General features: G+C 71.3%; 11 protein-coding genes. 3 read left to right on the top strand and 8 right to left on the bottom strand.

Translation table 11 applies throughout. From position 1 onward, the window contains the following. Positions 1 to 167 precede the first annotated feature (167 nt). Both ACFUK0_RS26455 and ACFUK0_RS26450 read left to right on the top strand, forming a co-directional pair. On the top strand, positions 168 to 917 hold the full coding sequence (locus ACFUK0_RS26455) for an ABC transporter ATP-binding protein (RefSeq protein ID WP_380254405.1): 750 nt from the start codon (positions 168 to 170) through the stop codon (positions 915 to 917). 16 nt (positions 918 to 933) lie between these two features. After that, entirely contained in the window at positions 934 to 2088 is a 1155-nt protein-coding gene (locus ACFUK0_RS26450; RefSeq protein WP_380254403.1) for a hypothetical protein, read from the top strand. Positions 2089 to 2119: 31 nt separating this feature from the next. Here the strand turns inward: ACFUK0_RS26450 and rlmN are convergent, their stop codons facing one another. The 6 genes from rlmN to rpsB form a co-directional block, all read right to left on the bottom strand. Further along, the gene (rlmN, locus tag ACFUK0_RS26445) at positions 2120 to 3220 is read right to left on the bottom strand and encodes a 23S rRNA (adenine(2503)-C(2))-methyltransferase RlmN (RefSeq protein ID WP_380254401.1); all 1101 of its coding nucleotides are present in this window, start codon (positions 3218 to 3220) and stop codon (positions 2120 to 2122) included. Between the two features lie 152 nt (positions 3221 to 3372). Next, positions 3373 to 4584 (bottom strand): phosphatidate cytidylyltransferase, encoded by a 1212-nt coding sequence (locus ACFUK0_RS26440; RefSeq protein ID WP_380254399.1) that lies wholly within the window; start codon positions 4582 to 4584, stop codon positions 3373 to 3375. Between the two features lie 164 nt (positions 4585 to 4748). Beyond that, complete coding sequence (gene frr / locus ACFUK0_RS26435) at positions 4749 to 5306, bottom strand: ribosome recycling factor (RefSeq protein ID WP_380254397.1); 558 nt, start codon at positions 5304 to 5306, stop codon at positions 4749 to 4751. A gap of 108 nt (positions 5307 to 5414) precedes the next feature. Then, a complete protein-coding gene (gene pyrH, locus ACFUK0_RS26430; protein ID WP_380254395.1) occupies positions 5415 to 6170 on the bottom strand; it encodes a UMP kinase in 756 nt (251 codons plus the stop codon). A 253-nt stretch (positions 6171 to 6423) separates the two neighbouring features. Beyond that, positions 6424 to 7263, bottom strand: a complete 840-nt coding sequence (gene tsf / locus ACFUK0_RS26425) for a translation elongation factor Ts (protein ID WP_380254393.1) — start codon at positions 7261 to 7263, stop codon at positions 6424 to 6426. 130 nt (positions 7264 to 7393) lie between these two features. Beyond that, entirely contained in the window at positions 7394 to 8317 is a 924-nt protein-coding gene (gene rpsB / locus ACFUK0_RS26420) for a 30S ribosomal protein S2 (RefSeq protein ID WP_380254391.1), read from the bottom strand. Positions 8318 to 9185: 868 nt separating this feature from the next. Here rpsB and ACFUK0_RS26415 point away from each other — a divergent pair. Next, on the top strand, positions 9186 to 9578 hold the full coding sequence (locus tag ACFUK0_RS26415) for a M23 family metallopeptidase (RefSeq protein ID WP_380254389.1): 393 nt from the start codon (positions 9186 to 9188) through the stop codon (positions 9576 to 9578). Positions 9579 to 9608: 30 nt separating this feature from the next. Here the strand turns inward: ACFUK0_RS26415 and ACFUK0_RS26410 are convergent, their stop codons facing one another. Together ACFUK0_RS26410 and whiG are read right to left on the bottom strand one after the other, a co-directional pair. Beyond that, positions 9609 to 10181 carry a TetR/AcrR family transcriptional regulator gene (locus tag ACFUK0_RS26410; protein WP_380254415.1) on the bottom strand — a complete coding sequence of 191 codons (573 nt, stop codon included), beginning with the start codon at positions 10179 to 10181 and terminating at the stop codon, positions 9609 to 9611. A gap of 256 nt (positions 10182 to 10437) precedes the next feature. Then, positions 10438 to 11364, bottom strand: a complete 927-nt coding sequence (whiG, locus tag ACFUK0_RS26405; protein ID WP_380254387.1) for an RNA polymerase sigma factor WhiG — start codon at positions 11362 to 11364, stop codon at positions 10438 to 10440. Between the last annotated feature and the right edge of the window lie 57 nt (positions 11365 to 11421).

Here is an 11421-nt window from a genome sequence, read left to right as displayed (position 1 = left end):
GGCCCTTCGGTGTTCCACAGCAGTTTTCAGCCGGGTGGACACGCCGTATTCGTACCTGTTTCAACCCGTTCGGATCCGTGTGCCGCACCCTCCCCCTGCCCTTCTCGTTCTAATCTGACGACTGTCATATCGCGATGGATCACGTTTTGGACCGGCGGAGGAACTTCATGTCAGCGGCCCCGCCTGACAACGACGTGCTGTGGGCCCGAGGGATCGTCAAGTCCCACCACGGCACTCCCGCCCTGCGCGGCGTCTCGCTCGGCGTCCAGGTCGGCGAGGTACTCGCCGTCACCGGCCCGCGCGGCTCCGGCAAGAGCACCCTGCTCGGCTGCCTGTCCGCCCTGCTACCGGTCGACGAGGGCGAGGTCTGGTTCAACAGCTCCCCCGTGCACACCCTCGGCCGGGCCGGCCGGGCCCGGCTGCGCCGCGACCGCTTCGGCTTCGTCGGCTCCGAACCCCACCTGGTGCCGGAACTGACGGCCCGCGAGAACGTCGCCCTACCGCTGCTGCTGGCCGGCGCCGGGAACAGGGCCGCGTACACCGCCGCCGACGAATGGCTGGAGCGGCTCGACGTCGCCGACATCGCCCGGCTCCGGCCCGACCGGCTCGTCCAGAGCCAGCGCCAGCGGGTCTCGGTCGCCCGGGCCCTCGCGCCGCTGCCCCCGGTCGTGTTCGCCGACGACCCCACCGCGCCGCTGCACCACGAGGCCGCCGAGCAGGTCCTGCGGATACTGTCCAGCGCGGCCCGCTCCCACCAGCTCACCCTCGTGCTGGCCGCCCACGACCCCGCCGTCGCGCGGTACGCCGACCGCAGTGTCGCGCTGGCCGACGGCCGACTGACCGTACCCGACGGCCCCCCGGCGGCCGGCGCCGCGGCGGGCGCCGGCGTGGCCGCCGCAGCGGGCACGCCCCGGTAGCGCTGAAAGAGTCGACGTGTTCTATCTCCGCCTCGCCCGTGGCTACCGGGCTCCCGACCTCGGCCGCTGGCTGCTCACCGCCACCGCGGGTGCCGTGGTCGCGGGGTTCCTGCTGCGGTCACTCGGCCGCGCCATGAGCGACCCGCTGGGCACCGGTGACGCCGTGGTCCGCCTGCTCTGGTGCATCCCGCCGCTCGCCGCCGTCGCCTGGTTCGCCGCCGTCGCCGCCCGCGCCGTACCCGCGCAGCGTCCCGAGCGGATCACCGGACTGATCGCCGCCGGGGCCGGGCCGGCCCGGATCCGGGCCCTGATCGCCGGCGAGACCGCCCTCGCGGGCGCCCTCGGCAGCGCCCTGACCCTGCTGGTGTTCCTGGTCCTGCGCAACGACATCGCCGACGCCGCGCTGGCTGCCGAGGTCGGCATGGGCGTGGCCCTGCCGGCCGCCGCCCCGGTCGCCCTGCTGGCCCTCGTACCGCTGGTCGCCGGAGTAGCCGCCGCGGCGGCCGTCCCCGTCCCCGAGGCCCTGCCCGGCCGCGGCCCCGAGCCCGCCCGGCACGGATTCCACGTCCTGCGGATCGCCCTGCCGATCGGCCTGACCGTCACCGGCGTCGCGCTGGAGGCGTACGGGCTCCGCGTCGGCGCGGCCGAGAACACCCGGCTCGTCCGCCTGCCGGCCGGGCTCGGCACCACCGACCTCGCCGCCCTCGGCGGCTGGGCCGCCACCGCACTCGGCCTCGCCCTGCTGACCGGCCCGCTGCTCGCCGGGGCCGGACGGCTGCTGGCGCTCGCCCGGCCGACCCCGCTGCGGCTGCTCGCCGGACGCGGCCTGACCGCCGAGGCCCGCCGGCTCGGCCCGCCGCTCGCCGTCCTCGCGCTGACCCTCGCCGTCGTCCTGACCGTGATCCGCTACTGGGCGGACACCCCCGGCACCGCGGACCTCTTGCCCGTGGTCGAGGCCGGGCTGCTCGCCGGCTGCGCCGTGGCGGCCGTGCTCGCCCGGCTCGCCGAGATCCGTACCGCCCGCCAGGGCGTCACCGACACCCTGCTGGGGCTCGGCGCGGCACCCCGGCTGCTGTACGGCGCCGTCGCCCTGCGCGCCCTCACCGCCGGGACGATCCTGCTCGTCACCGGCGGGCTGACGGCCCTGCTCGGCGCCGCCACGCTGTCGTGACGGCGCCGCTCCCCCACCTGCCTCCGGGCGGTCAGCCCGCTGCGGCGAGCTGACCGCAGGCGCCGTCGATCTCCTGGCCGCGGGTGTCCCGGACGGTCGTCGGCACGCCGTGCGACTGCAGGACGCGGACGAACTCGCGCTCGTCCTCCGGGCGGGAGGCCGTCCACTTCGAACCCGGCGTCGGGTTCAGCGGGATCAGGTTGACGTGCACCCGGTGCTTCTTGATCAGCCGGCCGAGCAGGTCGGCCCGCCACGCCTGGTCGTTGATGTCCTTGATCAGCGCGTACTCGATGGAGATCCGGCGCCCGGACTTCTCCGCGTAGTTCCACGCCGCGTCCAGCACCTCGGCGACGTTCCAGCGGGTGTTCACCGGGACGAGCTCGTTGCGCAGCTCGTCGTCCGGGGCGTGCAGGGACAGCGCGAGGCGCACGCTGAGCTCCTCGTCCGCCAGCCGGTTCATCGCCGGGACCAGGCCGACCGTGGAGACGGTGATGCCCCGCTGCGACATGCCGAAGCCGTCCGGCGCCGGGTCGGTCAGCCGGCGGATCGACTTCAGCACGCGGTTGAAGTTGGCGAGCGGCTCGCCCATTCCCATGAAGACCACGTTCGACAGCCGCGCCTCACCGCCCGGGATCTCCCCGTCCCTGAGGGCGCGCATGCCCGCGGCGATCTGCTCGACGATCTCGCCGGTGGACAGGTTGCGGGTCAGCCCGGCCTGGCCGGTGGCGCAGAACGGGCAGTTCATCCCGCAGCCGGCCTGCGAGCTGATGCACATGGTGACCCGGTCCGGGTAGCGCATCAGCACGGACTCCACGAGCGTGCCGTCGAAGAGCTTCCACAGCGTCTTGCGCGTGGTGTCGTCGTCGCACGAGACGTGGCGGACGACCGACATCAGCTCGGGCAGCAGGGCCTCGGTCAGCTTCTCCCGGCTCGCCGCGGGAATGTCCGTCCACTGGGCCGGGTCGTTGGACATCCGGCCGAAGTAGTGGTTGGACAGCTGCTTGGCGCGGAACGGCTGCTCGCCCAGCTCGGCGACGGCCTCCTTGCGCTCGGCGGGGCTGAGGTCGGCAAGGTGTCGCGGGGGCTTGGCGCCACGCGGCGCGACAAAGGTCAGTTCTCCGGGTGCAGGCATGGTTGTTCCAGTGTCGCAGATGGCGGCAAGTGCCCCGGTCCGCCCGCTGCCGGCCCCCTGGCACGGGACGCGGGCCCCGGGCAGCGCGTGTGCGCCCGGGGCCCGCGTGGTGTCCGACAGGGTGTCCGACGAAGTGGGTCAGACGAAGTCGATCAGCTGCCGACGAAGGCCGCCAGCAGCAGCCAGACCACGGGTGCGGTCGGCAGCAGCGAGTCCAGCCGGTCCATGATGCCGCCGTGGCCGGGCAGCAGCGTGCCCATGTCCTTGATGCCCAGATCGCGCTTGATCATCGACTCGCCGAGGTCGCCGAGCGTCGCCGTGACGGCCGCACAGCCGCCCAGGATCAGGCCCTGCCACCAGCTGCCGTCATCGATGATCAGCTCCATCAGCAGCGCACCGGCCAGCATCGACAGCGCGATGCCGCCGGCCAGGCCCTCGCGGGTCTTGCCGGGACTGATCGCCGGCGCCAGCTTCGTCTTCCCGAACTTGTAGCCGACGGCGTACGCGCCGGTGTCACTGCAGACCGTGACGATCAGGAACAGCACGATCCGCTGCGGACCGTCGTCCGCCGCCAGCATCAGCGCGACGAAGGTCGCCAGGAACGGCACGTAGAAGGCCGTGAAGATACCGGCCGTCACGTCACGCAGGTAGTTCTCCGGCGGCGCGGCCATCCGCCAGACCATCACCGCCAGCCCCGTCAGCGCCAACGAGGCCGCGGCCCACTGCACGCCCGCCCAGTAGCCGGTCGCCAGCATCGCGATGCTGCCCGCGGCCAGCGGGATCAGCGGGGCCTTGATCTCCTTGCGTTCCGTCAGCCGGCCGGACAGCTCCCAGACGCCGACCACCACGGCCGCCATCACCACGAACAGGAACAGGGCCTTGACGAAGAGCAGCGAAGCGATGATCACCGCACCGAGACCGACACCCACGCCTATCGCGGCCTGGAGATTGCGGCCGCCGCGCTGCTTGCGAGGCTGCGGTTCGGGCTGGGCCACTGGTGTCTCCTGCCCTGGGTAGGACGGCGCGGGGTGCTGCTGCGCGGGATGGTACTGCGTCGGCTGCTGCGCCGGCGCGTGCTGCGGTTGCGGCGGTTGCCGGTGGGCCGGTGAGGGTGCGGGTTCGCCGAGCAGGCCGGCCAGGGGCGGCAGCACGACCGTCTCCTCCACCGCCGGGACGGCCTGGGCCGGCTGTTCGTCCCGGAACAGCGGACCGCTCAACCGGCCCGGCACCCGGGCCGGCTCCGGCGCGGGGCCCGAACCCTGGTCCCGGCCGTAGCCGTGGCCCTGGCCCTGGCCCTGGCCCTGGCCCTGGCCGTAGCCCTGGGCGGGTTCCTCCTGGGCGAAACCGTCCTGGACTGGGCGCATGAACTGAGTCTGCTCCGCATCAACTCCCCAGTACACCGGAGACTGCTGCGAGTGACCCATTCGGTGCGGGTCACCCGCAGCAGGCGGCTGCGTGGCGGGGTACGGCGGCAGGTACTGCTGGTCGGATGGGCCCCAGTAGCCGGGGGCGTCAGGGGCGTCGTTCATCAGACTTCGAGCAGCTCGGCTTCCTTGTGCTTCAGGAGCTCGTCGACCTGCGCGACGAAGCGCGCGGTGAGGTCGTCCAGCTCCTTCTCGGCGCGGCGGCCCTCGTCCTCGCCGTGCTCGCCGTCCTTCACCAGCTTGTCGATGGTGTCCTTGGCCTTGCGGCGCACGGAACGGATGGAGACCTTGGCGTCCTCGCCCTTGCCGCGCGCGACCTTGATGTACTCCTTGCGGCGCTCCTCGGTCAGCTGAGGGAACGACACCCGGATGATCGAACCGTCGTTGGACGGGTTGACGCCCAGGTCGGAGTCGCGGATAGCGGTCTCGATGTTGCGCAGGGCGGTCTTGTCGAACGGCGTGACGATCGCCATCCGCGGCTCCGGAACGGCGAACGAGGCGAGCTGGTTGATCGGCGTCAGCGCGCCGTAGTAGTCCGCCACGATCTTGGCGAACATCGCCGGGTGCGCCCGGCCGGTGCGGATGGCGGCGAAGTCGTCCTTGGCGACGACTACGGCCTTCTCCATCTTCTCCTCGGCTTCGAGGAGGGTCTCTTCGATCACGGTCTGCTCCCTGTCCGGTGTGCCTTGATGCCGTACTGATGTCCCGCCGGCCCGCCGCACGTGCGACCTGGCCCGGCGGCTTGGTGCTCCGGCCGACGTGCAGGCTGCTCAGGCCCGGACGGCGTCCTGGCTGATGAGCGTGCCGATCTTCTCACTCTTCACCGCGCGCGCGATATTTCCCTCGGCCAGCAGCTCGAAGACCAGCATCGGCAGGTTGTTGTCCTTGCACAGCGTGATCGCGGTGAGGTCGGCGACCTTGAGGTCCCGCGTGATGACCTCGGAGTAGTCCAGGGCGTCGAACTTGACCGCCTCGGGGTTCGTCCGGGGGTCGGCGTCGTAGACACCGTCCACACCGTTCTTGCCCATCAGCAGCACCTCGGCGTGGATCTCCAGCGCGCGCTGGACGGCCGTGGTGTCGGTGGAGAAGTACGGCATGCCCATCCCGGCACCGAAAATGACCACACGGCCCTTCTCCAGGTGCCGGACGGCGCGCAGCGGCAGGTAGGGCTCGGCGACCTGGCCCATCGTGATGGCGGTCTGCACCCGGGTCTCGATGCCTTCCTTGATCAGGAAGTCCTGGAGCGCGAGGCAGTTCATCACGGTGCCGAGCATGCCCATGTAGTCCGACCGGGCCCGGTCCATGCCGCGGACCTGCAGTTCGGCTCCGCGGAAGAAGTTCCCGCCACCGATCACCACCGCGACCTCGGTACCCGCGCGGACCACCGTGGCGATCTCCCGGGCGATCTTGTGCACGACGTCCGGGTCGACGCCGAGGCCGCCACCACCGGCAAACGCCTCACCGGACAGCTTGAGCAGAACCCGGCGGCGCCGGACCTCCTGCGCGGACTCCTGCGTCTCCTGCATGGACTTCTCCTTCTAGACCTGCTGGTTCACAGGCCCGGGTGTGCGGAGCCCCGGCCTGCGCGTACACGCGAGGAGGCCACTGCCGCGGGAACCGGTACGGTGTCCTGCACGGCAATGGCCTCCTCGTCGTTCGTGGTGCCGACGTGCCCCCCTGGGGGTGCGGAGAGCCCGATCGGCGCGTTCCTCGCCGTCCTGGTCAGTGGACGGGTGCGGTTCCTACCCTATGCGGGGCGGAACCTCCGTGGAACGTGGCTCAGGCGCCGACGCGGAAACGCGCGAAACGCTTGAGGGTGACGCCGTTCTCCTCGAGAACCTTGGCGACGGACTTCTTGCTGTCCTTCGCGAAGGCCTGCTCCAGGACGGAGTTCTCCTTGACGAAGCCGGTGACGCGACCCTCGACGATCTTCGGCAGGGCAGCCTCGGGCTTGCCCTCCTCACGAGCGGTGGCCTCGGCGACGCGACGCTCGTTCTCGAGGTCCTCGGCCGGGATGTCCTCGCGGGAGAGGTACTTCGGGGCGAAGGCGGCGATGTGCTGCGCGACGTCCTTGGCGACCACGGCGTTCTCGGTGTCGAGCTCGACGAGGACACCGATGGTCGGCGGGAGGTCCGGGTCCGACTTGTGCAGGTAGACCGCGACGTAGCCGTCGGCGTCGAACTGCGCGAAGCGACGGAAGACGATCTTCTCGCCCAGGCTGGCGTTGGCCTCGTCCACGAACTGCTGGACGGTCTTGCCGGCCTCGATCTCGCTGGCCAGCGCGGCCTCGATGTCGGCCGGGGAGGTGGCGGCGACGTGCGCGGCGATCGCGGTGGCGACCTCGACGAACTTGCCGCCCTTGGCGACGAAGTCGGTCTCGCAGTTCAGCTCGACCAGGACGCCGGACTTGTTGCCCTCGGCGATCAGCGCGGCGACGGCGCCGTTGGAGGCGTCACGGCCCTCGCGCTTGGCGACGCCCTTCTGACCCTTGATGCGGAGCTGCTCGACGGCCTTCTGGACATCGCCGTCGGCCTCGACGAGAGCGTTCTTGCAGTCCAGCATGCCGGCGCCGGTGAGCTCACGGAGCTTCTTGACGTCCGCGGCGGTGTAGTTCGCCATGGTGTGAATCTCTTCTCACGTCTCGCGTGTCTGCGTGGGATTGCGCCGGGGCTGATGGTTCAGCCCCGGCACGGGAGAGAGGGGCACCTACCGGTGTCGTACCGGCGAGTGCCCCTCACCCATTGGTACGTCAGGCCTGCTCGGCCTCGGCGGCCGGAGCCTCGGTGGCCTCGGCAGCGGGGGCCTCGGCCTCGGCCTCGGCGGCCGGAGCCTCGGTGACCTCGGCGTCAGCCTCGACGGCGACCTCGGCGTCGGCGGCCGGGGCCTCCTCGGCCTTGTTCTCGCCCTCGATGAGGTCCTTCTCCCAGTCGGCCAGCGGCTGGTCGGCGCCCGGCTCAGCCTTGACGTCGCCCTTCGCGACACCCGCGCGGGCCTTGAGGCCCTCGGCGACGGCGTCGGCGATCACGCGGGTCAGCAGCGTGACGGAGCGGATCGCGTCGTCGTTGCCCGGGATCTTGTAGTCGACCTCGTCGGGGTCGCAGTTGGTGTCGAGGATCGCGACGACCGGGATGTTGAGCTTCCGGGCCTCGCCGACCGCGATGTGCTCCTTCTTGGTGTCGACGATCCAGACAGCGCTGGGAACGCGCTGCATGTCACGGATACCGCCAAGGGTCTTCTCGAGCTTGGTGTGCTCGCGCTCGAGGACCAGGAGCTCCTTCTTGGTGAGACCGGAACCGGCCACGTCCGAGAAGTCGATCTCGCCGAGCTCCTTCATCCGCTGAAGGCGCTTGTAGACCGTCTGGAAGTTGGTCAGCATGCCGCCGAGCCAACGCTGGTTCACGTAGGGCATGCCCACGCGGGTGGCCTGCTCGGCGATGGCCTCCTGGGCCTGCTTCTTCGTGCCGACGAAGAGGACGCTGCCGCCGTGGGCGACCGTCTCCTTGACGAACTCGAAGGCGCGGTCGATGTAGTTCAGCGACTGCAGGAGGTCGATGATGTAGATGCCGTTGCGCTCCGTGAAGATGAAACGCTTCATCTTCGGGTTCCAACGACGGGTCTGGTGACCGAAGTGGACGCCGCTCTCAAGCAGCTCCCGCATCGTGACGACGGCCATGGCCGTGCTCCTCGGTGTTACGCCCGGCTCCAGCGTTTCCGCAGTGGCCGGGTCGGGCTCGGTTTTTGTCCGCGGCGGCCAGGTGACCGCCACGCCTGACGCCCCGAACGTGCCGAGCCGCTGCGGCCTGGGTGGTCGGAACCACGTCAGACTCGGCGGACCGAGCGGCACTCGCACCTGGCGACGACAGCGGCTGAGCCGTAGCCATTCGACCTGTGGCGGGGCGTGCGAAGTCGACCCGGCAGACCGGGTCGCGTGTGAAGTGTACGGGAAGCGCCGAGCGAGGGGCGACTCAGCGCTCTGCGGCACGGTTCCGCAGCACCGTGCAGAGCAGCGCGCCGGGCCTCCGGCCGAGGCATCGGACGGCCATCGGGGGCGGTTGTCCACGGTGGGCGTCCAAGGCGGGCGGTTGTCTACAGTGGGTGGTTGTCCACAGTGGGTGGTTGTCCACAGTGGGTGGTTGTCCACAGTGGGTGGTTGTCCACAGGAATCGGGCAGGGGCTGGAGGGGCGGGCCGGACACCGCGACCCTCTGGCGCATGACAGCTCACCTCACCGGCGTCCCGGCTCCCCCGTCCTGCTGTTCGTACCCCCCGCTGCCGCCCGCCCCCGACCGCCAGCGAAGGGCCGCCCTGCTGGCGTTCCTCCTCCTCGCCACGTTCCTGATCGCGTCGCCGGGGCCGCTCGCCCGCGCGGCAGCACCTGCCGCAGGGACTGCCGTGACCACAGTGACCGCAGTGGCTGCTTCGGCGGATGGAGGTCAGGGCATGGGTGGGGGTGGGAGCGGGGGCGGGGGCACTGCATCCGGTACGAGTACAGGTACAGGTACTGGATCGGGCCGGGCCTGGCCGGTCGGTGGGCCCGGCTCCGTGCTGAACCGCTTCCGGGCACCCGCCAGCACGTGGGCCGCCGGCCACCGCGGGGTGGATCTCGCCACCGGACCGGAGGCCGATGTCCACGCCGCCGCCCCCGGGGTGATCGCATTCACGGGGATGGTCGCGGGGCGCCCGGTCGTCACCGTCAGCCACCCGGGCTCCGGCGTCCCGCCCCTGCGCACCACCTACCTGCCGGTGACGGGCCTCCTACCGGTCGGCACCGCCGTGGCCGCGGGCCAGATCATCGGCCGGATCGCCCCCGGCCCGGGTCACTGCGTCGGTGACTGCCTGCACTGGGGCCTGCTCCGCGGAGACCGCTACCTCGACCCGCTGGCCTTGTTCGGCGCGGGCGCGGCCCGGCTGCTGCCCCTGCACAGCGGCAACTGAGGCCTCAGCCCCTGTGGGATGTCGGTGGGATCACGCCGGACTCAGCCCGTGCAGCGCGAGGGCCACGGCAGCGTCAGCAACCACCTGCGGGTCCTCCGGGAGGCGAGCCGCGGATCGCTGTTCGCTCTGCCTCACCGCTGCCTCCACCACGCCCTGCAGTAGTGCGGCGGCCAACCGGGGCTGCTCGTGCCCGAGATCTTCAAGCGCCTGCACCACCAGACCGACGAGCCGTCCGTGCGCAGCCCGGATGCGCTCGCGCGCCGCCTCGTCGAGCTCCAACGCCGAGATCGCCGCCACCGCCCGGTGCCGCGGATCCCCTGCCAGCGCCAGCTGGCCCCGGACGTAGGCCTCGATCCGCTCGGCCGCCGTGTCGCAGCCGGCCATCCCTGCCTCGATCTCCGCCGCCCAGAGCGGGAAGTCCACCTCGCACAGCATCTCGACCACGGCGGCACGCGACCGGAAGTACTCATAGACCGAGGAACGGGCCAACCCGGTGCGCGCCGCCAGCGCGGGGAACGTGAGGGCGTCCATCCCGCCCTCGGTGAGCAGGCTGCGGGCAGCGTCGAGGAGGGCTGCCTGCTGCAGCTGGCGATGCTCAACCAAGGTGGCTGCTCGGATCTTCGGCACAGCTCTACTGTACGGAGCCCGCCGCCCGGCCGGAACGGTGCCGCACCCTGGCAGGGCCCGGAAGGTGCCTTGCGTGGAACGTACGCCGGCTCGTCATGCCCCGGCCGGTTCGTCGCGCTCCGGCCGGGCCGCTTGGCGCGGCGTGGAGTATGGCGCGGGGCGAGGCGGCGCGAGGCGGCGCGGCGCGGGGCGAGGCGGGGCGGGGCGCGTGGGCCGGCCAGCGCGTCGGGTCTCAGCGAATGTCGGACAGCTTCGCTCGCAACTGCAGCACCGACTTGGTGTGGATCTGACTGACCCGGCTCTCCGTGACGCCCAGAACCTGCCCGATCTCGGCAAGCGTCAGGCCCTCGTAGTAGTAGAGCGTCACCACCGTCTTCTCCCGCTCGGGAAGGGTGTTGATCGCATTCGCCAGGAGCCGGCGCAGCTCACGGCCTTCCGCGACCTCCACGGGGTTGTCCGCCCCGCGATCCTCCAGAACGTCGACCAGGCTCAGCCGGTCGCTGCCCTCGCCGCCGGGCTGGAGCAACTCGTCGAGAGCAACGACATTCGCGAGCGACAACTGGCTGAAGATGGCATGCAGGTCCTCGATCGCGATGCCCATCTCCGCCGCCACCTCGAACTCGTGGGGCGTGCGACGCAGCTTGGCCTCCAGCGTGGCGTACGTCCGCTCGATCGTCTTGGCTTTCTGGCGTACTGAGCGCGGAATCCAGTCCAGGGCCCGCAGCTCGTCGATGATGGCGCCGCGGATACGGCTGATGGCGTAGGTCTCGAACTTGATCGCACGGTCCACGTCGAACTTCTCGATCGCGTCGATCAACCCGAACACTCCGGACGAGACGAAGTCAGCCTGTTCGACGTTCGCCGGCAGACCCACGCCCACCCGGCCGGCGACGTACTTCACGAGCGGCGAGTAGTGCAGGATCAGCTGCTCCCGCAGCCGGGGGTCACTGGTGTCCTTGTACGAGCGCCAGAGCGCCTGCAACGCGGTGCGTTCGGGCTCGCTCGTCTCCCTGCGCGCGCTCGGCGTCCGCCCGCTGGCTGCCGTCGGCGCCCCGGCGCCCTGGGTACCGCCGGCCCTGGCCGACGGGCGTTCCGAACGCGGCTTCGCACGCGGGCCGGTGACGGTCTCACCGCCGGTCGCCGCAACAGCACCAGCCACCTCGACAGGCGAGGCCGAGGGCGCCGGAGCCGACGCTGCCGACTCTGCCGACGATGC

Source organism: Kitasatospora sp. NPDC057223 (genome assembly GCF_042669755.1).
Lineage (GTDB): Bacteria > Actinomycetota > Actinomycetes > Streptomycetales > Streptomycetaceae > Kitasatospora.
This window is presented reverse-complemented; position numbering and strand designations above follow the sequence as displayed.

Coding starts and splice junctions, on each gene's coding strand:
- ACFUK0_RS26455 (WP_380254405.1), top strand. CDS start 168: ATGTCAGCGGCCCCGCCTGACAACGACGTGCTGTGGGCCCGAGGGATC.
- rlmN (WP_380254401.1), bottom strand. CDS start 3,220: ATGCCTGCACCCGGAGAACTGACCTTTGTCGCGCCGCGTGGCGCCAAG.
- ACFUK0_RS26440 (WP_380254399.1), bottom strand. CDS start 4,584: ATGCGCCCAGTCCAGGACGGTTTCGCCCAGGAGGAACCCGCCCAGGGC.
- pyrH (WP_380254395.1), bottom strand. CDS start 6,170: ATGCAGGAGACGCAGGAGTCCGCGCAGGAGGTCCGGCGCCGCCGGGTT.
- tsf (WP_380254393.1), bottom strand. CDS start 7,263: ATGGCGAACTACACCGCCGCGGACGTCAAGAAGCTCCGTGAGCTCACC.
- rpsB (WP_380254391.1), bottom strand. CDS start 8,317: ATGGCCGTCGTCACGATGCGGGAGCTGCTTGAGAGCGGCGTCCACTTC.